At 69.7% G+C, this 21,562-nt stretch carries 19 protein-coding genes; 13 read left to right on the top strand and 6 right to left on the bottom strand.

Going from position 1 to position 21,562, the window contains the following annotated elements:
- Window positions 1-3: 3 nt before the first annotated feature.
- Window positions 4-5,301 carry an alpha-2-macroglobulin family protein gene (locus tag MFF55_RS06940; RefSeq protein WP_238243353.1) on the bottom strand — a complete coding sequence of 1,766 codons (5,298 nt, stop codon included), beginning with the start codon at window positions 5,299-5,301 and terminating at the stop codon, window positions 4-6.
- A 178-nt stretch (window positions 5,302-5,479) separates the two neighbouring features.
- Here MFF55_RS06940 and MFF55_RS06935 point away from each other — a divergent pair, with 178 nt between their 5' ends.
- Complete coding sequence (locus tag MFF55_RS06935; RefSeq protein ID WP_238243352.1) at window positions 5,480-6,883, top strand: trypsin-like peptidase domain-containing protein; 1,404 nt, start codon at window positions 5,480-5,482, stop codon at window positions 6,881-6,883.
- A gap of 22 nt (window positions 6,884-6,905) precedes the next feature.
- Here the strand turns inward: MFF55_RS06935 and MFF55_RS06930 are convergent, their stop codons facing one another.
- Together MFF55_RS06930 and MFF55_RS06925 are read right to left on the bottom strand one after the other, a co-directional pair.
- Window positions 6,906-7,061: a DUF3309 domain-containing protein gene (locus tag MFF55_RS06930; protein ID WP_238243351.1), complete on the bottom strand. Its 156-nt coding sequence runs from the start codon at window positions 7,059-7,061 to the stop codon at window positions 6,906-6,908.
- A 119-nt stretch (window positions 7,062-7,180) separates the two neighbouring features.
- On the bottom strand, window positions 7,181-8,227 hold the full coding sequence (locus MFF55_RS06925; RefSeq protein ID WP_238243350.1) for a cysteine synthase A: 1,047 nt from the start codon (window positions 8,225-8,227) through the stop codon (window positions 7,181-7,183).
- A gap of 489 nt (window positions 8,228-8,716) precedes the next feature.
- Here MFF55_RS06925 and MFF55_RS06920 point away from each other — a divergent pair, with 489 nt between their 5' ends.
- Window positions 8,717-10,696 (top strand): OmpA family protein, encoded by a 1,980-nt coding sequence (locus MFF55_RS06920; protein WP_238243349.1) that lies wholly within the window; start codon window positions 8,717-8,719, stop codon window positions 10,694-10,696.
- A gap of 120 nt (window positions 10,697-10,816) precedes the next feature.
- On the opposite strand, the gene MFF55_RS06915 is transcribed toward MFF55_RS06920, so the two are convergent.
- Together MFF55_RS06915 and MFF55_RS06910 are read right to left on the bottom strand one after the other, a co-directional pair.
- A complete protein-coding gene (locus MFF55_RS06915) occupies window positions 10,817-11,035 on the bottom strand; it encodes a hypothetical protein (protein WP_238243348.1) in 219 nt (72 codons plus the stop codon).
- Between the two features lie 382 nt (window positions 11,036-11,417).
- Complete coding sequence (locus MFF55_RS06910) at window positions 11,418-11,885, bottom strand: DUF4279 domain-containing protein (RefSeq protein ID WP_238243347.1); 468 nt, start codon at window positions 11,883-11,885, stop codon at window positions 11,418-11,420.
- A gap of 587 nt (window positions 11,886-12,472) precedes the next feature.
- Here MFF55_RS06910 and MFF55_RS06905 point away from each other — a divergent pair.
- Together MFF55_RS06905 and pstS are read left to right on the top strand one after the other, a co-directional pair.
- Window positions 12,473-14,230, top strand: a complete 1,758-nt coding sequence (locus MFF55_RS06905; RefSeq protein ID WP_238243346.1) for a Na/Pi cotransporter family protein — start codon at window positions 12,473-12,475, stop codon at window positions 14,228-14,230.
- 9 nt (window positions 14,231-14,239) lie between these two features.
- Window positions 14,240-15,277, top strand: a complete 1,038-nt coding sequence (gene pstS, locus MFF55_RS06900) for a phosphate ABC transporter substrate-binding protein PstS (RefSeq protein ID WP_238243345.1) — start codon at window positions 14,240-14,242, stop codon at window positions 15,275-15,277.
- Between the two features lie 100 nt (window positions 15,278-15,377).
- Here pstS and MFF55_RS06895 read toward each other — a convergent pair whose 3' ends face one another.
- Entirely contained in the window at window positions 15,378-15,665 is a 288-nt protein-coding gene (locus tag MFF55_RS06895) for a hypothetical protein (protein WP_238243344.1), read from the bottom strand.
- Between the two features lie 124 nt (window positions 15,666-15,789).
- Between MFF55_RS06895 and MFF55_RS06890 the strand changes: the two genes are divergently transcribed.
- From MFF55_RS06890 to MFF55_RS06850, 9 genes are all read left to right on the top strand, one after another.
- Window positions 15,790-16,089: a type II toxin-antitoxin system RelE/ParE family toxin gene (locus MFF55_RS06890; protein ID WP_238243343.1), complete on the top strand. Its 300-nt coding sequence runs from the start codon at window positions 15,790-15,792 to the stop codon at window positions 16,087-16,089.
- Window positions 16,090-16,128: 39 nt separating this feature from the next.
- A complete protein-coding gene (locus MFF55_RS06885; protein ID WP_238243342.1) occupies window positions 16,129-16,425 on the top strand; it encodes an addiction module antidote protein in 297 nt (98 codons plus the stop codon).
- A gap of 253 nt (window positions 16,426-16,678) precedes the next feature.
- Window positions 16,679-17,893, top strand: a complete 1,215-nt coding sequence (locus tag MFF55_RS06880; protein WP_238243341.1) for a tyrosine-type recombinase/integrase — start codon at window positions 16,679-16,681, stop codon at window positions 17,891-17,893.
- A gap of 107 nt (window positions 17,894-18,000) precedes the next feature.
- The gene (locus MFF55_RS06875; RefSeq protein ID WP_238243340.1) at window positions 18,001-18,222 is read left to right on the top strand and encodes a helix-turn-helix transcriptional regulator; all 222 of its coding nucleotides are present in this window, start codon (window positions 18,001-18,003) and stop codon (window positions 18,220-18,222) included.
- 9 nt (window positions 18,223-18,231) lie between these two features.
- Complete coding sequence (locus MFF55_RS06870) at window positions 18,232-18,837, top strand: hypothetical protein (RefSeq protein WP_238243339.1); 606 nt, start codon at window positions 18,232-18,234, stop codon at window positions 18,835-18,837.
- A complete protein-coding gene (locus MFF55_RS06865) occupies window positions 18,834-20,054 on the top strand; it encodes an AAA family ATPase (protein WP_238243338.1) in 1,221 nt (406 codons plus the stop codon). The genes MFF55_RS06870 and MFF55_RS06865 overlap by 4 nt, the downstream gene beginning before the upstream one ends.
- 20 nt (window positions 20,055-20,074) lie before the next feature.
- Window positions 20,075-20,698: a hypothetical protein gene (locus MFF55_RS06860; RefSeq protein WP_238243337.1), complete on the top strand. Its 624-nt coding sequence runs from the start codon at window positions 20,075-20,077 to the stop codon at window positions 20,696-20,698.
- Window positions 20,695-21,015 carry a hypothetical protein gene (locus MFF55_RS06855; RefSeq protein ID WP_238243336.1) on the top strand — a complete coding sequence of 107 codons (321 nt, stop codon included), beginning with the start codon at window positions 20,695-20,697 and terminating at the stop codon, window positions 21,013-21,015. Before MFF55_RS06860 ends, MFF55_RS06855 begins: the two co-directional genes overlap by 4 nt.
- A gap of 8 nt (window positions 21,016-21,023) precedes the next feature.
- Window positions 21,024-21,551: a hypothetical protein gene (locus MFF55_RS06850; protein WP_238243335.1), complete on the top strand. Its 528-nt coding sequence runs from the start codon at window positions 21,024-21,026 to the stop codon at window positions 21,549-21,551.
- Window positions 21,552-21,562: the final 11 nt, after the last annotated feature.

Genomic DNA, 21,562 nt, shown 5'->3' with positions numbered 1-21,562 from the left:
CCCCTATTTCGGTCCGCCGACCTCGACCGAGCCGAACGCCGTGCGGCCGAAGCGGTCGGGGCGGTACATGTCCTCGATCGTCGCGGCCGGCAGGACGTAGGTCCCCGGCGAGACGGCCCGGACCGTGTAGGCGGCGGTGAAGAAGGCCGATTGCTCGGGCGTCCGCTCGTAGGCCGCGACGAAGCGGTCGTCGCGGAACTCCGTGTGGACCGGCTTCACCTCGGTCTTGGCGAAGCTCAGGCCGGCCAGCCCGTCGGCATCGAGCAGCCGCGGATTGTCGATCTCCAGGCCGGCCGGCAGGCGGTCGACGAGCAGCAGGCGCCCGGCGCTGGCCTTGGCCTCCGTCACCTTGAGCACGACCACGAGGCGATCGTTCTGGCGGATGCCCTGGGCCGGATCGACCGCCGTGCCGTCGATGCGGTGGAACGTCCGCTCGATCGTGTAGCCGCGGGCCTCAGGCGGCTCCGGCGCGATCGGGTTGCCGGCGACGCTGACCACCACCTGCGCCGGCCCTCGGCCCTCGTTGACGATGGTCACCGGCTTGGCGTCCAGCGCCGGCCCCTTGATGGTGCGGGCGAGCGCGCCGGGCTGCGAGGCGCCGTCGACGGAGAAGCTCATCGCCTCCGCGTCCTTCGACAGGCCCTGCGCCGCCAGCACCATCCAGGCATTCTCCTGGGTGCTGGTCGGGCGCCCGCTGGCGCGCTCCTGCGTGACGACCGCCCCGAGCGGCTGGATCGTCTCCCGGGGCAGCCCGGTCTCGGCGGCGAGCGCGAGGAGCCCGGCGCCGTCGCGAAGACGCGAGCCGTAATCGGCGCGGTATCCCCCCGCCTCCTTGCTCGCCTTGAGCGCGGTCAGCGCCGAGTCGAAGGCCTTGGTCGCGCGGCCGCGGTCGCCGAGCAGCGCCAGGGCCGCCGCGATCTGGCCCCGGCCCAGCGGCGTCGCGAAATCGCCGAGCTTGGTGTCGGCGAGGTAGCGCAGGTCGCCCATCACCGGGCGGCCGTTGCGGGCGAGCACGTAGGCGGCGTAGGCGATGTCCATGCCGCCGTCCCGGACCTCGGTGGTGTTGGCGACCGCGTTGCGCAGGCGGTCGAGCGCGCTGGAGAACGCGACCTGCGGCACCGCGAAGCCGCGCTCGCGGGCCCGCGTCAGGAAGTCGGTGACGTAGGCGTTGAGCCAAGTGTCGCTCGACCAGCCGGCCGACCACAGGCCGAAATCGCCCGCCGAGTTCTGGCGGGCGAGCACCCGCTCGATCGCCTCGCGCACCCGCTCGTCGACCTTGTCGTCGAGGCCGAGCTTATCGAGAGAGGCGAGGCGGTTGACGTAGAGGAGCGGCATCGCCCGGCTCACCGTCTGCTCCGAGCAGCCATAGGGATAGCGGTCGAGCGCCAGCAGCAGCGCCGGCACGTCGATGCCCGCGAGCGTGGAGGCCGAGACCGAGACGCTTCCGGTGCCGGGCAGGATGTCGGCCAGGAGTTCGTTCGTCAGCTGCAGGCTGGCGCCGGGCTCAAGCGGACGCACGGTCCGGCGCACGAGGGCGCCGGTTCCGGGTGAGACGGCGAGCGAGAAGCTCTGGCCGACGCTGCCCGCGATGCCGGGGCCGGACAGGGTGACGTCGAGCCGGGCCACGCCCGGCCCGGCGGCGGTGATCGGGATCGTCAGCGCGCCCTTGGCGCCGGCCTCCAGCCGCAGGGTCCGGCGGACGGCGTCCGCCCCGACGAGGACGGGACCGGCGAGGTCGAGGTCGACCGTGTAATCGCCCGCCGCGCCCTCGACGTTGTCGATGGCGACGTGGAAGCGGGAGCGGTCGCCGACATTGAGGAAGCGGGGCAGGGTGCCGGTCAGCACTACGGGATCGCGGATGACCACGTCCGCCTGGGCGGCGCCGACCTTCGTCCGGCTCCAGGCCGTCACCATCACCCGCGCGGTGCCGTTGAAGGCCGGCAGCGGGAAGGTGACGCGCGCGCTGCCGTCGGGGCTCACCGTCACCACGCCCGAATGCAGGGCGACGGGCGCCTGGGTCGGGGGCGAGTCGGAGAGCTCGGCGGCCCCGTCGCCGCCCGAGCGGATGGCGCCCAGCGTGCCCTGCATGCCGTCGATGAGGTATCCGTAGAGGTCGCGGACCTCGGGGCCGAGCGCCTTCTGGCCGAAGAAGTGCCCGAAGGGGTCCGGAGCGACGTAGCGGGTCAGGTTGAGGATGCCGACATCCACCGCCGCGACGGTGACGCGCGCCTCCTCGCCGGGATTCAAGCCGGTGAGCTGGATCGGCAGGGTCAGGGTCTCGCGTGGCCGTGTCTTGGCCGGCGCGTCGAGGCGGACGTCGAGGCTGCGCTTGTCGCGGTCGACCGAAAACCAGGCGAGCCCGAGCGCCCGGCCGGGCAGGCGCTTGGCCGCCTGATCGAGGGGGCGGTAGGCGGTCGCCACGAGGTAGGCGCCCGAGCCCCATTCCGCCTTGACGGGGATCGCGGCCGTCGTGCCGCCCTCCGGGACGGCGAGGTCGAGGATCGCGTGGACCTTGTCGCTGACGACCGCCAGCGTCGCGGTGCCGGCGAATCTCGGCTGAATCCTCGCGCGCAGCGTCTCTCCCGCCGCGTAGGTCGGCTTGTCGAGGCGAAGATCCAGGATGTCGGGCACCTCGGCCGTCTGCGCGCCGCCCCAGCCCACGGTGAAGGTCACGCTGGCGCTCGCGCCGGGCTGCCCGGGAACCTGCGTCTCCAGGCGATAGGTCCCGTAGGTCACGCTGGCGTTGATCCGGCCCGGCGCGTCGGGGCTGAGGTCGAGCCGCCCGTCCGAGACGCGCCGCGTCGCGGTCACGGGCTCGAAGGCCCAGCGCCCGTTCTCGCGGTACCATTGGTAGTTCTTCTCGATCCGCGAGAGCGTCCAGGTCACGCCCGCTTGCGCGAGGCGGCGCCCGTCGGGGGCGGCCATCACCACGTCGAAGCCGGCGCTGCCGCCCTCCGCGAGGTCGCCCGAGAAGTTCTTGCGGATCGCCAGCACCGGCCCGTCCGGCAAGATCGGCAGCGTCAGGCTGCGGCTGAGCGCGCGGCCGCCCGGCTCGCCGACCTGGAGGGTGATCTTCGCCTCGGTGGCGCGCGGCGCGGGCAGCGCCTGGACCGGCACGACGAGGGTGGCGTTGCCCTTGGCGTCGGTCGTGGCGCGGGCCTCGATCTCGGCGGAGCTCGCCTCGACGCTCTCGTCGTCGAGGCCGATCGAGAAGCCGTCGAGACCCTTGATGCCGCTTCCCGACGCGGCCTGGACCAGGATCGTGCCCGAGACGTCGAGCCCGGCGCCCGGCGCGCCGTAGAGGTAGCGGGCCGCCACCTCGACCTTGGCCGGCTCGCCCTTGCGCAGCGTCGGGCTCGCGCTCGTGAGCACCGCCTCGAGCCGCTCGGGCACGTAATCCTCGACCAGGAAGCTCGCCTCGCCGAGGCTCGGCGCCTTCGGGTCGGTATAGGCGGCAACCCGCCAGGTGCCGTGCATGGCGCCCGGCATCAGGGGCATGGGCACGACGCGCCCGCCGATCCCGCCATCGGCGACCTGCGTCCTGCGGTACTCGACGCCGTCGGGGCGCTTGACCACGAGGGTGAGCGGCAGCCCCGGCACCGCGATCCCCTGCGCGTCGCGCAGGAGCGCGGTGAGATGAACCGTCTCGCCCGAGCGGTAGACGCCGCGCTCCGGGAAGACGTAGGCTTCGATGGCCCCGGGCGCCGGGCGGCCCTTCACGCCGCGGTCGGTGAGGTCGAAGGCGGTCTGGCCGAAGTCGAGGAAGCCGTAATCGTCGCCGACCTGCGCCACGACGAGCCCCGGCGCGATGCCGCCGTCGCCGCGGGCGAGTCCCGGCGCGAAGGCGGCGTGGCCCTGCGCATCGGTCTTGGCGGTGGCGAGCACCTCGTTGTTGCGGGCGATGAGCCGGATCTCGGCGCCGGACAGGGCCTTGGCGCTGGCGAGCGAGCGGACGAAGACGTGGACGCCGTCGCCGCCCTTGAAGGCGGTGAGCCCGAGATCCGAGACCACGAACCATTGCGTGGCCTTCGCCTCGTAGCCGCCCTCCTCGTCGATTCCGGCCGCGGCGCCGCTGGCCTCGGCCAGCATGATGTAGATGCCGGGCTCCAGCTTGCCGACCGCCTGGAGCACCGGGAAGGCGGTCACCGCCTCCTGGTTCAGGTCGGCCTTTGCGGTGTCGAGCGTCCCCTTCCAGACGCTGACGCCCTTCTGGTCGGCGATGGTCTTGGCGGTCACGCCGCTGAGCTGGCTTAAGAATTCCTCGGAGCGCAGGGATGGCAGCAGGCCGCGATCGCCGATACGCAGCACCTCGACATCGAGCTTCGGCGCGTTGACGGAGACGATTGGCACCCCGGCCTGGCCGGTCCGCGGCAGCACGTAGTTGCGCCCGGTGAACCGCACCTGGGGGGAGCGGTCGCGGACATAGACCTCGTAATCGGCCGATTTGAGCAGCGTCTCGCCGACGCTGGACAGCAGACCCTGGCGGACGACCAAGGCGTAGCGCTCGCCGTGCTTGAGGCCGTCGACGCAGACCTGCTGGCCGCTTCCCGTCACCGCCGCATTGGCCGCGCCGGAGACCGCGACGAAGGGCGTGAAGTCGGTCTTCGGTGCGAGGCTCTCCGAGAACTGGAAGCAGACGCGCGGGGCGGCGGCGTCCGAATCGACCTTGTAGTCGAGGATGCGGAAGCCATGCTCGGCGCGTAAGGCTTCGTAGGTCTCGCGGACCTCGGCGACCTCGGCGAGCGCGAGGCTGGCGCGATAGGCTTCGAGCGAGGCGCGCCATTCCGAGGAATCGGCGTAGATCTCGCCGAGCACCGAGAGCGCGTCGGCCTCCGCGGCCGCGCCGCGGGCGCGCAGATAGGCCTGGTAGGCGGCGGCCCGCGCATTGCCGCGCAGGCGCACGCGGCCGGAATAATCGGTGTTGCTGTCGTCCGTGCCCACCGTGCTCGCAGCGCGAGCATAGGCGATCCAGTTCTCCGGATCGGACGGGTCGGCACTGATCGCGGCGGCGAAGAGCTTCAGGGCCTCGGCCGATTTCTCGGCCTCGACAAGGGCGTCGCCGGCCTCGCGATGCTGGGCCGCGGTCTTCGACGGGGCGAGCGAGCCAGCTTCGCTCCTGAGGGCGGCTTCGAGCCTGACGCCGTCACTGGCGAGATCCTCGCGCAGGAAGGTTTTCTGGAGGGCCTTCATGGCCGTGCGGGCCGCCGGCATCGGTGGGTTCTGCGCGGGGGCCGGCGTCGCGAGGGCCGCCAGCGCCAGGGCGAGAAGTCCCAGACGCCCGAACCTGATTGATCCCGACATCGTCCGCTCCATCGTCCGCCGCCGAGTCAAGCTCGAGCGCAGGACCGGACCCTAGCACTTCGGATGAGGGCCGCAACGCCGGGCTGGTGCCGCTCGGCACCCCATGGATCAACAAGGGCTGGAGTTGGAGGGGGCGCTCTGCCAAAGCTGCGATGGCGGCGGATGGAGATCGCGGCGGATGGCCTGTCTTGGTCGAATCGGGGGCTTTGCAGGCCTCCTCGGACTCCTGCTCGCGGGCTACGCGAGCGCCCAGGCGCCAGCCGCCCCCAACCCCGCCGCCAGGCCCGCACCCGCACCCGATCCGGCCTTCGAGGCCGCCAGGCTCGCCTTCGAGGCCCTGCCCGAGGCCGAGCGCAAGGCATTGCAGGACGCGCTCGTCTGGACGGGCGACTACAACAGCACCGTCGTCGGCACCTTCGGACGGCGCACCTACGACGCGCTGCTCGCCTGGGCCAAGCGCTCGGGCGCGACGGGCACCGAGATCCCCGACGCAAAGGGCCGGCGGGCCATTCTCGCGGCCGGGGAGGCTGCCCGGAACGCGGCCCGCTTCATCGTGAAGCCGGACCCCGTCAGCGGGATCGTCCTCGGCGTGCCCGAGCGCCTGCTCCCGAAGCGGACGACGCAGGCGGGCGGGACGCGCTGGCAGAGCGCGGACGGCCGCATCACCCTCGACACGAAGTCGTTCGCCCCCGGCGAGACCGATCTCGACGCGATCTTCGCGCGGATCACCGCGCCGCTGTCCGAGCGCAAGGTCACCTACAAGCTCAAGCGGCCGGACTTCCTTGTCGTGACGGCGGAGACGCCCACGGGCAAGTCCTACATCCGCTACGCCGCCGGGTCCGAGGGCATCCGCGGCTTCACCTTCGGCTACGACAAGGCGCTGGCGGCGGACACCGATCGGATCGTCATCGCGGTGGCCAACAGCTTCATGCCCTTCCCGGGCGCGGAGCCCGTCGCCGCTCCCACGGCGAAGGCTCCGCCGCCCGTCCTCCCCCCGGTCGCGACCCGGGCCTCGCCGTCGGCCACCGGCCTCGCCGTCGGCTCCGGCCGCATCCTGACGGCCGCCGCCGCGCTGGAGACCTGCCCGAATCCGAGGATCGGCGGGGGGGCGGCGCGGATCGCGGTCCGGGACCCGGCGAGAAACCTCGCCCTGCTCGAGGCCGCATCGGCGGCAAAGGGCGCCGCCCCGCCGATGCGGACCGGACCGACCGCCCCCGGCGATCCGCTAGTGGCACTCGGGGCCGAGGCGAGCGGCACGGTGACCGTAGCCCCCGCCTCGGCCGGCGAGGGCGCGCGTGTCTTCGCGCCGCTTCAGCCCGGGGCGGGGGGCGCTCCGGTCCTCGACCGGTCCGGCGCCCTGGTTGGCCTCGTCGCCCGTTTCCCCGCGGCGGCCCGGCTGATCGCCGGCGTCGCGCCGCCGACGAGCTACGCCCTGGTGCCCGCCGAGGCGGTGACCGCCTTCCTGGCGGAGAACGGCGTTTCGCCCGCGCCGTCACCCGCTGCGAAGGCGGCGCCGGGCTCGCTCGGGGCGGTGGCCGCGACCCTGTCGGGCGCGGTCGTCGCCATCGAGTGCCCGCGCTGACAGGGTCGGGGTTGGGCGGGGGCTAGATTCGGCCGGTGACGAGGAGGATGATCAAGATGATCACGAGGAGGCCGCCGAGGCCGAAGCTCGGCCCGCGATAGGCGCCGCCGCCGAGGAAGTTGCCGCCGCCGAGGACGGCGAGGATCAGGATGATCAGGAGGATGGTGGTCAAGGTCATGGGTCGGCGCCTCTGATTGCGCCCAACCGGATCGGCGTGAGCGGAACGGGTCGAACGTCCCCGGCACCGTTTCGTTCAACCCCGCCTCGAATCTTGGCCGTGCGGTCCGCGGGGCCCGGTCAGGCGGGGGCCTGGGCCCGCCAATCCGGCAGGTCGCCCGGCGCAGCCTCGAGCCAGGCCGGCACCGGCAGCCCGCGCCCGCGCAGGAAGTCCGGGTTGAAGAGCTTCGAGGCGTAGCGCGCCGCGCCGTCGCAGAGGATGGTCACGATGGTGTGGCCCGGCCCGAGCTCGCGGGCGAGCCGCATCGCCCCGGCGACGTTGATGCCCGACGAGCCGCCGAGGCTCAGGCCCTCCTCCCGCATCAGGCGGAAGACGATGTCGAGGGCCTCCGCGTCCGGGATGCGGTAGGAATGGTCCGGCCGGAAGCCGTCGAGGTTGGCGGTCACCCGGCCCTGGCCGATGCCTTCGGTGATCGAGGAGCCCTCCGCCTTCAGGGTGCCGGTCGTGTAGTAGGCGTGCAGCGCCGAGCCCTCGGGGTCCGACAGGGCGATGCGCAGGCCGGCTTTCCGCGCCCGCAGGGCCTCGGCGGTGCCGGCCAGCGTGCCGCCCGTTCCGGCCGCGCAGACGAAGCCGTCGACGGCCCCTTGCGTCTGCGAAAAGATCTCCGGCCCGGTGGTCTCCACGTGGGCCTGCCGGTTGGCGAGGTTGTCGAACTGGTTGGCGAACAGCGCCCCGGCGGACTCGGTGGCGGCGAGGCGCTCGGCGAGGCGGCGGGCGACGTGGACGTAGTTGTCCGGGTTGGCGAAGGGCACGGCCGGGACCTCGACGAGGCGGGCGCCGGCGAGCCGCAGCGTCTCCTTCTTCTCCGCCGATTGCGTCTCCGGGATCACGATGACGGTGCGGTAGCCGCGCACCGAGGCCACGAGCGCGAGGCCGATGCCGGTATTGCCGGCGGTGCCCTCCACGATGGTGCCGCCGGGCCGGATCAGGCCGCGTGCCTCGGCGTCGCGCACGATGGAGAGCGCGGCGCGGTCCTTCACCGAGAGGCCCGGATTCAGGAACTCGGCCTTGCCGAGGATCGTGCAGCCCGTCTCCTCGGAGGCGCGGTGCAAGCGGATCAGCGGCGTTGCGCCGATGGCGGCGAGGACGTCGGGGCGGATGCTCATGCGGGGCTCGAGGGTGGGCGGCTGCGGAGGAGGGGGGATCGCGGGCCGCGCCTCGACGCCGCCTCGAGCGCCATCTTGACAGGAAACGCCGGCGCTATCGAGGCCGCCTTGGCGCCTCGTCCGCCGTCGCGCCCCCGACGCCCCCGCGCAGGGGCGGGACCGGGGGCTGTTCGCGGGGCGAGAGTGATCAAGGTCGGCCCCCAAGATCAACACGGTCTTGCAGGATTTCGCCCCGATTTGCCGCGCAACGGCGCTGCGGGCGGTCAAATCCCGCGATCGCGCGAAACCCCGCGATCGCGACGGCGCCGCCGATCTCGGATGCCGCCGACATCGGGTGCCGCGGGAGGAGGTTGCCGGCGCCGCAGGAGCCTCCTCGGCCGGGCCGCCACCGGGCGATTCGGAACCTTCCCGGGCGCGAGGGGTTCGCAGGGCCTGTGCCTGAGCGGGCCATGCCCGAACGGAACAAGCCTGAACGAACCAAGAGGTTTCATGAACGAGTCCAGAGACTTCGTGCGATCGCTCCGCCTCATTCTCCTCGCCGGGACCATCCTGCCCGGCCTCGCGGCCTCGCCCTTCGCCGCCTCGGCCTTCGCAGCACCGGGTGGCGCCGAGCCGGCGCTGCGCCTGGCCCAGGCCAGCGGCCCGGGCGAGGGCCCGCCGGGTGCCGGCCGGCAGGAGCGCGGCGGGGAGCGCGGCGGACCGGCCGAGCGCCCCGCCGCGCCGGGCGGAGCAAGGTCGCGCGAGGATCGCCCGGAGGGGCCGGACCGCCCAGAGCGCCCGGAGCGTGCCGCCCCCGCCGAGCGGCCCGGCCGCGCCCCGGACCGTGAACCGGCCGAGCGGCCGGCCCGCGAGGCGCCCCGGGCCGAGCCGCCGCGCGGGGCCTCGCCCGAGCGCCCGGCCGGGCGATCCGAGGGACCCGGCCAGGAGCGCCCGCCGGGCCAGCGCGCCGCCCCGCCCGCCGAGCGCGAGGAGCGGCCGAGCCCGCGCACGGCCCCCGCGCCGGAGCGGCGCCCGGCGCCCGCCACCGAGGCGCCGGCCGAGCGGTCGCGCCCCGCGGAGCCGGCCCGACCCGGCGCGACGCGGCCCGATCCGACGCCCCGTCAGCCAGAGGCCGCCCCCACGGCCCGGCCTGACGCCGCGCCCCGGCAGCCGGACGCCGCGCCCGCCCGCCGTCCCGAGGCGGCGCCGGACCGCACGCCTCCGGCCCAAGGCGTCCCGGCCCAAAGCGCCCCGGCTCCGGCGACGGCGCCCGATCGGCCCGGACAGGCGCCGCCGGCCGGCGTGACACAGGCCCCGCCACCGCCGAATGCCGGCCCCAGCGTTCCGGGACGGCGGTTCCGTCGGGGCGACGAGCGGGACCCCGAGACCGGAGGCCCCGCGACGGCCACGCAGCCGCGCGGGCCGTCCGAGCGGTCCGATGACCGACCCCGGTCCGACGACCGCCCGCGTTCGGACGACCGCCTCCGCTCCGACGATCGCTCCCGTTCGGACGGCCGCTCCGGCTTCAACGATCCGGGACGTCCCGGCTACGTGCCCGGCGGCTTCCGCGAGGACCGCGAGCCGGTCCGCAACTACGAGAGCGTCCGGCGCGAGCGGCGTGAATACGAGGTCGAGGGGCGGACCTACATCCGCGAGCCGGGCCGCGTCATCGTGCGCGACCGCGACGGCACCTACATCCGCCACGACGAGAGCGAGCGCTTCCGCGAGCTCGACCGCGGCCGCTTCCGCAGCGAGCGCCGGGGCTCGGAGACCTATTCCTATCTCGACCGCCCCGGCGGGGAGCAGATCATCACAATCGTGGACGACGACGGCCGCCTGCTCCGGCGCAGCCGCCGCTACCGGGACGGGCGCGAGGTCATCATCATCGACAACGCCCGCGGCGGCCGGGGCCGGCCGGTCTACGAGGACGTGGTGCGGCTGCCGCCGCTGCCGCCGCGCCTGCCCCGCGAGCGCTACGTGGTCGATGCCGACGAGGCGGCGGAGGGCGTCGTCTACGAGACGCTGACCGCCGCCCCGGTGGCGCCGCTGCCCCAGCGCTACAGCCTCGACCAGGTGCGGGCGAGCCCGGACCTGCGCAACCGGATGCCGAGCGTCGACATCAACACGATCACCTTCGAGACGGCCTCCTTCACCGTCACCGAGGACCAGGCGCCCAAGCTCGCCGGGATCGCGGCGGCGCTCAACCGGGCGATCAAGGCGAACCCGCAGGAGGTCTACCTCGTGGAGGGCTACACCGACGCGGTGGGCTCGGACATCGACAACCTGTCCCTGTCCGACCGCCGCGCCCAGTCGGTGGCCACGGTGCTGACCGAGCGCTTCAACGTGCCGCCGGAGAACCTGACGACGCAGGGCTACGGCGAGCAGTACCTGAAGGTCGAGACCCAGGAGCCCTCCCGCGAGAACCGCCGCGTCGCGGTCCGCCGGGTGACGCCCCTGATCCAGCAGGAGGCGGCCGAGGCGCCGCGCTGATCGACGAGCCGGACGTGTCGCGGCGCGCATCCCCGGATGCCGCCGCGGCACCCCGGGTCGAACGCCGGACCGGTCGGCGGGACGCGCGCCGGCCTTCCACCCGATGCTAAGGTTCGCCGGCTAAGCGTCGGCGTTCGGCCTTCTCGCAGCGGCCCGGACGTAACCGCGCGAGACGGCGCGCTCGGCCGAGACGAGCCTCGCCTCGAGGGCGATGAGATCCTCCAGTGCCCATCGCAGGGCCCTGGCGAGATCGCCCTCGGCCGCCTCCTCGTAGGCGGTCGCGGTGACCTCGATCTCGCTCGGCGTTCCGGGGAGGAGGGGCTGCGCCGGTCGAATCATGCTCGGTTCCTGTTGAGAACAAAAAAGGAACACGCGAGGCGGGGCGGGGGTCAAGGTTTTCCCTGGCAGCCTGTGGAGTGCTGTGGATGAGCGAGGGAGGCTCAACGCGCCGTGCCGACCCGTGCGGAGGACGTATCGCGGCATCGTTTCAAGGCCATCGCCGCGACACGTGAGGTCGAACGCCGAAGCCTTTCTTCGGGGGAATACGCTCGGACCCTCTCGGGCGCAGACGCGTGAACTGCCGCAGCGAGTGCAGACCAAGAAGCGAGAGGCCGATCCCGTGATATCGCCCTGCGGACACTCGAACTCACCAGTTGATTTTTGGCGTTCCGCGCAGTCGTACGCCAACCCGGTGACGGTGGTCGGTACGAGGAGCACTCTGCTAGGCGGCTATCGTCGACTCGTCATCCCGATGAAGATCCATTTCTATAGTGCCTCTGGCAGCAGAAACGACGTATTGAAACGAGCGGCTCACCTCCGGCAATTTTGCTCCGGCCCTGCCATACCAGAAGATATCAATTCTAAATGTTATACTGCAATCTTTCGTAAGATCTTGGATCTTTTCCAGAGATCTGCTGGGCGATAGGGATACGTCACCAATTAGAATTCGTTCCAAAGCGGCGAGATGTTCTTCAAGGCTTGTGGAATTTAGCATATTTCTTGTGCTGTAAACCCAGAGGCCGAACTTTCTCTCAGCCGGTTTGTCTTTGATGATGTAGCGATCACCGCGTCGATACGAGAGGGTAGGGGGGGCCTCCAGCATCGCTGAAATGAGCTCAGGCTCCAGATCGACCCCTTTGAAGACGATCGCCGCATAGGTAGCAGGAAGAGGCCGCGGTTCAGTGCTCATCGTACAAGTTCCCGATCTCGTCGCCATGAAGCTTGTCGGTCACGTCCCCGTTATCGTAGACCACTGTGTTGTCTTTCGGGCTCAAGCCCGCAGATTGTTTGATCGTGTGTAGAGCATCGCTGCATTTAAACGGGTCGATCTTGAGCTTCTTGCTAACGAACGGAATAGGATCTCCACTTCGGTCCCAGATGATTCGCCGTGACAATCCAGTGACTCATCAGCTCGCCGCCGCACCTTGAATGCAGCTTGATCCTTTTCCCAGACGGTATCTCACTGTATAACCAGCGCAACCCCTGCGCGGAAATTCGCTCCGGCGCTCCGGTCGACCTCGCCGACCCCTCCGAAGGTTCGAGCTGACCCACGGCCCATTCGTCAGCTTGTGGGGTGCGGTGGTTGGATGGGTGGGGTCTTGGAAGGCCATCTACGAACGGCTCAACCGCCCGAACTGGGCTGTCGCAGCGGGAAACGAGGAGGCCCGCTCCGGCGCTACGGCCATCCCTGTCACGCGTCGGTCATGCCGCTCTCATAGCCTTGCCGCATCAGCCGGTTGGAGGCCCGGGCTCCGAGGATCGCGTCGGAGCCCGGCCATGCCCGGATCGCCGCACGGGCAGGGGGCGGGCATGCAGGTCGACATCTTCACGCAGGTCGTGGTCCCGGTGATCGGGGGCCTGGGCATCTTCATGCTCGGCCTCGAATTCATGTCGAACGGCATCCAGTCGCTCGCCGTCAACAAGATGCGGGCGCTGCTCGCCAGGGTCGCCGGCACGCCGGCCAAGGGCGTGCTCGCGGGCACCTTCATCACCGGGATCATCCAGTCGTCCACCGCGATGACCGTGATGGTGGTCGGCCTCGTCAATGCCGGCGTCGTCGGCCTGAGGCCCGCGATCTCCGTCATCATGGGCGCCAATATCGGCACGACGCTGGGCAACGGCCTCATCGCCCTGCCGCTCGGGCCGCTGGGCCTGCTGCTCGCCGGCATCTTCGCCCTGGTCTACATCTTCGCCAAGTCCGACCGGGTGAAGCACATCGCGCTCGCCTGCATGGGCTTCGCGCTGATCTTCTACGGCCTCAACCTGATGACCGGCGGCCTGCGCCCCTTGCGCAGCATGCCGGAGGTGATGAGCGTGATCTCCTCGCTCAGGGCCGACACCTACCTCAACCTGCTCTATTGCGTGCTGATCGCGGCCGGCGTGACGGCCATGATCCACTCCTCCTCGGCCACCATCGGCATCGTCATGGGGCTCGGCGCGGCCGGCATCCTGGACTGGAAGACGGCGGTCGCCTTCTCGCTCGGCGCCGATCTCGGCACCACGGTCACCTCGTGGCTCGCCTCGCTCAACCTCTCGAAGAACGCCAAGCGCGCGGCCTACGCCCACATCTCGTTCAACATCATCGGGGTCATGATCACGATCCCCCTGTTCTTCCTCTCGATGGAGGTGCTGACCTGGGCCATGCAATGGTTCGGCGGCGATCCGGGCAAGCCCGTGATCGTGAACGGCAAGGAGACCTTCCCGCTCGTGCCCGTGGCGGTCGGCCTCTACTCGACCTTCTTCAACATCTTCAACACTTTGCTGCTGTTCCCCTTCGTCGGGGTGTTCGAGCGCGTGCTGATGAAGGTCGGCGCCTCCTCCCTCGACGACGTCGAGGACTACTCGCAGCCGCGCTACCTGACGCCCGCGGCCGCCAGCGATCCCGCGAGCGCGGTGCCGGCGGTGCAGCGCGAGACGGGGCGCTACCTCGAGGCGGCGCTGAAGTTCCTCGACACGGCGCGCGGCAGGGACGACGCGCCCGACAAGGTCGACGAGCATCACGCGGCGATGGACATCCTCAACCGCGAGATCCGCGCCTACACCGCGGGGATGTTCAAGGCGGATCTGCCCTTCGCACGCGCCGACCTCGTGGCGAGCCTGATCGAGGAGGAGGATTTCACCGCGAGTCTCGGCGAGACCCTCCACCAGATCGCCCGGCGCGTGGAGCGCCAGCCCTTCGGCCCGGTGGGCCGCCCCCTCGTGGAGACCGTGCTCGACCAGGTCGAGGAGGCGATGGGGAGCATCGTTCCGATCGATCGTGCGACCCCGCCGGGCGCTGCGGCCGCCGCGCTTCGGATCGCGGCGCTGGCCGACCTGCGCGCGCAGGCGCTGCGCCTCGGGGCCGACCTGCCCTGGGTCGAGCGCGGGGCCGTCCTGGCGCTGCTCGGCAGCGCGGAGCGCGCCTTCTTCCTGATCGAGCGCATCGACGCGGAGCGGCGCTCGGTCTCCCGCGACGTGCGGGCCGCCGTGAACGCCGCGGCCCAGACGCCGCGGGAAGCGGGCGGCCTCAGCCCCGCGACCGTGCCTGCCGAGTAGGACGAGACCATGCGTGCCCTCATCGTCGCCACCCTCCTTCTCGCCGTCTGCGGACCTGCCGCGGCCCAGACCATCCGGGGCGCCGGGTCCACCTTCGTGCAGCCGCTCCTGGCGCGCTGGTCGCAGGACTGGCTGCGGGCGCAGCGCGATGCCGAGTTCCAGCCCATCGCGGCCGGGCTCGACTACGAGCCGGTCGGATCGCAGGCCGGCGTGATGCGGCTGCGCGACCGCGGCGTCGATTTCGCGGCGACGGAGCAGCCGCTCTCGCGCGACGAGCTCGACCGCTTCGGCCTCCTCCAGTTCCCCATCGCGGTCGGCGGGGTCGTGGCGGCCGTCAACGTACCCGGCATCGACGGCAACCGCCTCCGGCTCACGGGCGCGGTCCTCGCCGAGATCTACCGGGGAAGGATCAGGACCTGGGACGATCCGGCCATCCGGGCCCTCAACCCGGACCTGGCGCTGCCCTCGGCCGCGATCGCGCCGGTCCGGCGCCTGGACGGCTCGGGCACGACGGCGGTCTTCACGGCCTACCTCGCGGCCCAGGCCCCCGCCTGGCGGACCGAGATCGGCGAGGGCCTGACCGTCGCCTGGCCCGCCGGCGCGGCGGCCAAGGGCAACGACGGGGTCGCCGACGCCGTGCGGCGCACCCGCTTCAGCCTCGGCTACATGGATTACGGCTCGGCCCGGCGCGCCGGCCTCGCCGTCGTCGCCCTGCGCAACCGCGAGGGACGATGGGCTCGCCCCGAGCCGGCGAGCTTCGCCGCGGCCGCCCAATCGGCCGACTGGCGGGCATCGCCCGGCTTCGCGGTGAGCCTCGTCGACGCGCCCGGCGAGACCACCTATCCGCTGGTGGCCGCGATCTTCGCCGTGGTGCCGGCCGACGGCGCCGCCTCCGCCGGCCGCCGCGCCGCGACGGCCTTCTTCGACTGGAGCTTCGACAACGGCGCGCTGCGGGCCGCGGAGCTCGGCTTCGTCCCGCTGCCGGCGCCGCTCGTCAAGCAGGTCCGGGGCGCGTGGTCGCCCGAGCTGCGCACGGGCGCGCGGTAGGCGGGGGCGGCCCTCTTCGTGCCCGTGGCGCCCGTGAACGAAGAAGCCCGCCGCGGCGCGAGCCGGGCGGGCTTCGGATGCGGGTCGAAGGCGGGACGGACTACGAGCCGCCCGCGCTACCGCCGCTGCCGCCGGCGCTGCCGGTGCCGACCGCGCGGGACGGCTGGCTCGCATTGCCGCCGGCCGCCGAGCTCCGGTTGATGGTGTCCGCCCCGGTCAGGCCGCGGGAGATGACCCGGCCGGCGCGGCCGCCGGTGTTGTTCTGGCTGCTCGAGATCGTGGCGCCGCGCTTCTTGTAGCGGGACCGGGCGTCGGCCTCCGTGCTCATCTGAACGAGGACGAAGGAGGACAGCACCAAGGCGCAGGTGGAGAGGATCAGCGTCTTCATGGGTGCTCCTGTTGCTGACGGGAACAACGCCGAGGAGCGCGGAAGTTCCGTTCGGCTCTCTCAGTCAGGACATGGCGGCCCCGAATACGATTGACCCTTTGTAGCTTTCAAGCTACAAAGGGTCATGCCCGAGGTCTTGCGGCACCCCGCCTTCATCGAGTGGCTTGAAGCGCTGCGTGACGTGCGGGCCCGCGACCGGATCACGGCTCGAACCCAGCGGCTCGCGCTCGGCAATCCCGGCGACGTCAAAACCGTCGGCGAGGGCATCAGCGAGATGCGGATCGATTACGGCCCGGGATACCGCGTGTATTTCAAGCAGCGAGGGTCAGCATTGATCATCCTGCTCTGTGGCGGGGACAAGAGCTCGCAGGAGCAGGATATTTCCAGGGCGAAGGAGTTAGTGCGAGAATTGGGCAGCATCTAGAAAAATCAGAAGCGTTTGCCGGAATCCCTAGGTGGTCACATGTCTGCAGAGCTGAAAAAATGGGACGTCGTCGAGCTCTTGGACTCTCCGGAGCGCATCGCCGGCTACATCGAAGCCGTCTTGGAGGACGGCGATCCTGCGCTCGTCGCCTCGGCCATCGGCGACATCGCCAGAGCCCGCGGCATGGCGCAGATCGCGCAGGACACCGGCCTCTCGCGTGAGAGCCTGTACAGGGCTCTCTCCGAGAAGGGCAATCCTCAACTCGCCACACTGATGAGCGTCCTGAAGTCCCTCGGCCTGCAGCTCAGCATCAAGCCCGCTCAAGCGAGCGCTTGACGCTGCGAAGCCGCAAAGAGGGAGGGATTGGTGGGTGCACAAGGGTTCGAACCTTGGACCCGCTGATTAAGAGATAGTCCGTCCCAAGGTGGTTAGAATTAGTTAGCGGGGCGCAACCGCGCCTTTACCACATCGGGAGGAGACCTAGCGGCAGAGACCCACTGAACTAGGCGCAGCTGGGGGCAGACGGGAGCAGCCGACGCAGCTTCCCATGCTCTTCCCAACTTCCGCGCCTGACAGCTTGAAGCCTGCCATGCGTTTGACCCGACCCAATATTGCTAAGCTTGCGCTCGCTCCGGGCAGATCCGAACTGATCGTGTTCGACGAGGCCCTTCCAGGCTTCGGCATACGGGTACGATCCGGAGGTAAACGAACCTTTATCGTTCAATTCCGGATCGGCACGAAGAGCCGGCGCCTGTCACTAGGAAGCGTCGAGGTTCTGGACCCGGAGGAGGCGCGTCGCCGAGCGCGGGATGCGCTAGCCAAAGTTCAGCTCGGCACTGATCCAGCCGCCGAACGCAAGGAAGCTCGTACTCGCGCGACCGTGCTCCTCGGCAACACGGTCGAGACGTATTTGAGTCGCCATGCGACGCCGCGGCTCCGCGCCCGTTCGCTGACCGAGATCACCCGGCACCTTCGGAAGACCTGGAAGCCCCTGCATGGCATGGCACTCCAGGACATTGACCGTCGAACTGTCGCTGCTCGGTTGGCCGAGGTTGCGGCCGAGAGTGGCGGCGTCACTGCCAACCGAGCCCGCGCCTACCTCTCGGGATTCTTCGGATGGGCCATGCGAGAGGGGATTGCCGACGCAAACCCCGTGATCGGCACCGGACGCCCGATCGAGGAGAAATCGCGCGACCGAGTGCTGAGCGATCAGGAGCTCGTCGCGATCTGGCAGGCCTGCCGCGATGACGCATTCGGTCGGATCGTTAAGCTCCTGATCCTAACTGGGCAGCGCCGGCTCGAGATCGGCGAGATGGTCAGGTCCGAGGTCGACCTTCCGCGCGCATTGCTCACCCTGCCAGGCGAGCGAACGAAGAACGCTCTTCCTCACGAGGTGCCGCTTTCAGGCCCAGCGATGGTGATTTTGAGCGGTGCGCCTGACTGCGGCCACGCCCACTACTTCGGGGAGAACGCGTCGCCGTTCCAGGGGTGGAGCAAGGCCAAGGCGAACCTCGACACTCGCATCAGAGCGGCTGGCGCCAAAGTGGCACCTTGGCGATTGCACGACCTCCGCCGGACTGTCGCAACCAAGATGTCCGACGATCTCGGCGTCCTTCCGCACGTCGTTGAAGCCATCTTGAACCACGCTTCAGGCCATCGGGCAGGCGTCGCAGGCATCTATAATCGCGCGCACTACCGGGCCGAAAAGCGGCAAGCCCTCGATCGCTGGGCCGACCACGTCGAGGCGCTTGTTTCTGGGCGTGAGACCCGAGTGATCCCCTTTCCGGCAGCACAGAAAGCCTGATCCGACGGAGAGCAGTCGCAGGAATAGTTTCTTGTGCGGTGACGTCTTCGGTTGAGAAATGCCACCGTCGTTCACGAGCGGACGCCAACCAACTCATGAGCAAGCAAATGATCGGCATCGATGAAAGCCGCCAGGCTCCGGGTTTCAGAACAAGGGTACTCAACAGCGAGGAAGCTTCAAAATATTGTGGCTTCAATGTTCAGTACTGGAGAGAACTAGCACGGAAGGGGGTGGCTCCGAAACCTGTCCGGCTCAGCGAGCGAAAGTTGGGATGGACCATGGGTTCGCTCATCGACTGGATTGAAGAGCGCTCAGGCAAGACGGCGTGAGGACCGACGATGAACGCGGTGACAAGCCTGTCCGAAATACAAAGGCCAACATTCACCGTTTCCGAGCTCGATGCTATCCGAGCGGAGTTCTACAATCACGCGGAATACATCTGTCTCCGCGACTTCGGCATCTCTCGCGAGCACTGGCCCGAGATCGAGGCACACGCCGGTGTGCTCACTGGAATCCGCGCAGGACGAGGTGTCGATCGCGCCTACCTCGACCCTGAGGGCGAGTTTCATCTTGGCTGCGAAGCTTTCGAGGAAGACGGCCACACCGTCGCTGACTTGGTGCTCTGGCGGCCGGAGCTGCCGGGTGATTTCGCGACTGTGATAGGCGCGGCGGTAGGGCTTGGTCTGTCCCAGGTCCGGAACCCCGCGACGTATGCCTACGGCTGGCCGCTGCTCGTCCATCGGACGCCCCTGAAGTGGCTTCAAGCCGGATGCCGCGGGGTTGTCGTTCTCGATCGTGACTCGGCGCCAGGATGGCTCGCGGAGGCCCCAGGCCAGATCGCCGCCGAGGACATTGAGCACGGCCGCGAGCTGGCGCGGATGCTCCACGGCTACTTCGACCCGGAGAAAATCGTGCGGCCGGCCGTGACGGGCAGCGCGGCATGACGGTTCCTTTCGTGCCGATCACCGAGGACCTTCCCCGCCAGCGTCGGTCGCGGGAGATCAAGGATCCAGACGCGCGCCCCTCGATCGTCGCGACGGCCTTTCGGCTCCGCGATCCTGCCGAGGTGCCTCGTCGGCAATGGCTGAGTGGGCACGACTTCATCCGCGGCTTTGTCACGGTCACGGCGGCGCCCGGCGGGCTCGGGAAGTCGTCCCTCTCGATCGTTGAGGCACTGGCTCTCGCTACGGGGCGGAACCTTCTCGGCGTGCAGCCACCGAAACGTTGCCGCGTGTGGATGTGGAACGGCGAGGACCCCGCTGACGAACTCGAACGGCGTGTGCTCGGCGCTGCGCTATTCTACGGTATCAGCCCGGCGGATCTCGATGGCTGGTTCTTCATGAACTCCGGCCGCGACACCGAGATCGTTCTCGCTCGGCAGGTTCGCGACGGCGTCGCGGTCGCTGAGCCCCTGGTGGAAGCCCTCGTCGACGAAATCCGCGAGAAGCGGATCGACCTCGTCGTCATCGATCCATTCGTCAGCTCGCACCAAGTCCCTGAGAACGACAACGGAGCGATCGATCGCGTCGCGAAGACCTGGGCAAGGATCGCTGAGGCGACAGGCTGTGCAATCCACATCGTCGCTCACACGAGGAAGACAGGCGGCAATGAGGTAACCGCCGAGGACATGCGCGGCGCCAGCGCCTTATTAGCGGCCGCGCGTGTCGGTCGCGTGTTGAACGGCATGACCAAGGACGAAGGCGATCGGCTGGGCGTCGATAACCACCGTCTCCACTTCCGCATCTCGACTGACAAGTCGAACCTGGCGCCGCGATCGGACGGGGAACACTGGTTCCGCCTCGCCCCCGTCGACATCGGAAACGGCACCGCTGAACACCCGTCAGACCGGGTCGGCGTTCCCGTCCGATGGGACAAGCCAAGTGCGATGGACGGCCTCACCGTAGCGGACATGCACGAGATCCGGCGCCTGGTCGGCATCGCTGATCCACCCTACCGGGCCAGCTCGCTCGCAGGGCGCTGGGTCGGGGAATTGATCGGGAAGATCACGCACCTGGACCCGTCTGAACGCGGCGACAAAGCACGCATCAACCAAATTCTGAAGACGTACTTCGCTACTGGCGTCCTTCGGAAGCAGGACGGATGGATGGATGAAGCGGGGCGCCCACGACCGATAGTCGTTCCTGGGGATCTTAAAGATTAGTGTACAAGTGGAGTAGCGTTATGACTGTGTCAACTGAAAGTCTGACTTCTGGTGATCTCGGTCGGATCATTGCCGAAGCCTCCAATAAGATCGAAGAAGCAGAGCACCATCTTGGTCAGATTGAGAAGCGACGACTGGCGGTCGCGCTTTACGCGATGCGGGGTGATCAAGCAGCGGTCGACGAGCTCGCCGCGATTGAGCGCGATGAGACCGCGCTTCGAGAGCGCCTTCGTAACCGGAAAGCTGCCTTGGCAGAAGCACTGCGCCTCCATGCGGAGGTCAGCGCGACCGAACGTGCCAGCGCGAAGCGCACTGCCATCAGACAAACCCTTCAGCTCGCCGAGAAGATCGTTTCCGCGAGCGAGGAGATTGACCGTGCGCTCGCGGCCGTGGTGCCGCTGGCAAACGAGCGGAACGCGCTCGTCGACAAGGTAATTGCGCTCGGCGTGGTCGACGCTGATAGGGCACACAACTCGAAGGACGTGCTCTACTTCACCTCAGCCGTTTTCGCCTCCGGTCTCGCGCGACTTATGGGGAAGGGAGAGAGTGCGGCCACGCACGGCACACTTGCCGAGATCTCGCGTCTGTCCCTGCAAGTCGCACCGAAGGATCGCCGCCTCCTCGACGAGGAAGACGCGGCATGATTGCCGACCGCGACCCCCGGGTGAAGCTCCTCACGCTGCGCGAGTACCGCAGCAGTGAGGGCCGCACGTACTTCCGCGGCTGGCTCGGCGATGCGGTCGTGCTCGTCTTTCGGGACGACGATGCCACGCCCGAATATGGCTCGGTGGCGACCTGGGATGCGTACGTGGTACCCAAGAAGCCCAAGCCGAGCGGCGATCGCCCTGCGCCGGCCGCGGGCGCTAGGCGTAGACCTTCACCTAACCGTCCGATCCCGATGCGGCGCGAGCGTGAGACAGCGGACACGGGCGCCATGCCCAATGATGAGACCCCTTTCTGAGGACTGCGATGACCCCTACCCAGACCCGCCGCGCGACCACCGCCGCCCGCCGGAAGATTCGTCGGCAGATCGCCGAGCGTGGGTTCGATGCGCGTGAGGAGGCGTGGCTCGACGCGATTACGGATGGTGTGCCGGTGCTCGAGGCGGCCAAGGCCACCGGTATTGCGCAGAAGCTCGCACGGGTTCGGATGATGATGCCTGACTTCCAGGGAGAGGTGTCCCGGCGCATGGTCTCGATACGCACCGCGGCAGGCCCTCGGAACATCGCCCTGGCGCTGAAGCTGCGCGAGGACGGTTTCAAGCCGGATGCCTCTGCGGCCGACAAGAAGGTGGCGCTGGAGGCCTGCAAGTATCTCGATATCGCTGATCCGCGCCCGAGTGCACGGCTGTCAATCGGAGTTTCGATCGGACCTGGCTTGGTGATTGACCTCAGCGACGATCCCGAACCCGAGCGGCCGGTCTTGGACCTTCAGGCCAGCCGGCCAGCTCCTGCGATGTCCGCGCTGACCAACCGCGTCGACTTGGGCGACGACTGATTGCGTCCGGC

Source organism: Methylobacterium iners (genome assembly GCF_022179305.1).
GTDB lineage: Bacteria > Pseudomonadota > Alphaproteobacteria > Rhizobiales > Beijerinckiaceae > Methylobacterium > Methylobacterium iners.
The sequence above is the reverse complement of the archived record's forward strand: the minus strand, read 5'-3'. Positions and strand labels throughout refer to the sequence as shown.

What these genes read in the sequence shown, in the direction of transcription:
- MFF55_RS06940 (WP_238243353.1), bottom strand. Translation starts at nt 5,301, where the DNA reads ATGTCGGGATCAATCAGGTTCGGGCGTCTGGGACTTCTCGCCCTGGCG.
- MFF55_RS06935 (WP_238243352.1), top strand. Translation starts at nt 5,480, where the DNA reads ATGGCCTGTCTTGGTCGAATCGGGGGCTTTGCAGGCCTCCTCGGACTC.
- MFF55_RS06930 (WP_238243351.1), bottom strand. Translation starts at nt 7,061, where the DNA reads ATGACCTTGACCACCATCCTCCTGATCATCCTGATCCTCGCCGTCCTC.
- MFF55_RS06925 (WP_238243350.1), bottom strand. Translation starts at nt 8,227, where the DNA reads ATGAGCATCCGCCCCGACGTCCTCGCCGCCATCGGCGCAACGCCGCTG.
- MFF55_RS06920 (WP_238243349.1), top strand. Translation starts at nt 8,717, where the DNA reads ATGAACGAGTCCAGAGACTTCGTGCGATCGCTCCGCCTCATTCTCCTC.
- MFF55_RS06915 (WP_238243348.1), bottom strand. Translation starts at nt 11,035, where the DNA reads ATGATTCGACCGGCGCAGCCCCTCCTCCCCGGAACGCCGAGCGAGATC.
- MFF55_RS06910 (WP_238243347.1), bottom strand. Translation starts at nt 11,885, where the DNA reads ATGAGCACTGAACCGCGGCCTCTTCCTGCTACCTATGCGGCGATCGTC.
- MFF55_RS06905 (WP_238243346.1), top strand. Translation starts at nt 12,473, where the DNA reads ATGCCCGGATCGCCGCACGGGCAGGGGGCGGGCATGCAGGTCGACATC.
- pstS (WP_238243345.1), top strand. Translation starts at nt 14,240, where the DNA reads ATGCGTGCCCTCATCGTCGCCACCCTCCTTCTCGCCGTCTGCGGACCT.
- MFF55_RS06895 (WP_238243344.1), bottom strand. Translation starts at nt 15,665, where the DNA reads ATGAAGACGCTGATCCTCTCCACCTGCGCCTTGGTGCTGTCCTCCTTC.
- MFF55_RS06890 (WP_238243343.1), top strand. Translation starts at nt 15,790, where the DNA reads ATGCCCGAGGTCTTGCGGCACCCCGCCTTCATCGAGTGGCTTGAAGCG.
- MFF55_RS06885 (WP_238243342.1), top strand. Translation starts at nt 16,129, where the DNA reads ATGTCTGCAGAGCTGAAAAAATGGGACGTCGTCGAGCTCTTGGACTCT.
- MFF55_RS06880 (WP_238243341.1), top strand. Translation starts at nt 16,679, where the DNA reads ATGCGTTTGACCCGACCCAATATTGCTAAGCTTGCGCTCGCTCCGGGC.
- MFF55_RS06875 (WP_238243340.1), top strand. Translation starts at nt 18,001, where the DNA reads ATGATCGGCATCGATGAAAGCCGCCAGGCTCCGGGTTTCAGAACAAGG.
- MFF55_RS06870 (WP_238243339.1), top strand. Translation starts at nt 18,232, where the DNA reads ATGAACGCGGTGACAAGCCTGTCCGAAATACAAAGGCCAACATTCACC.
- MFF55_RS06865 (WP_238243338.1), top strand. Translation starts at nt 18,834, where the DNA reads ATGACGGTTCCTTTCGTGCCGATCACCGAGGACCTTCCCCGCCAGCGT.
- MFF55_RS06860 (WP_238243337.1), top strand. Translation starts at nt 20,075, where the DNA reads ATGACTGTGTCAACTGAAAGTCTGACTTCTGGTGATCTCGGTCGGATC.
- MFF55_RS06855 (WP_238243336.1), top strand. Translation starts at nt 20,695, where the DNA reads ATGATTGCCGACCGCGACCCCCGGGTGAAGCTCCTCACGCTGCGCGAG.
- MFF55_RS06850 (WP_238243335.1), top strand. Translation starts at nt 21,024, where the DNA reads ATGACCCCTACCCAGACCCGCCGCGCGACCACCGCCGCCCGCCGGAAG.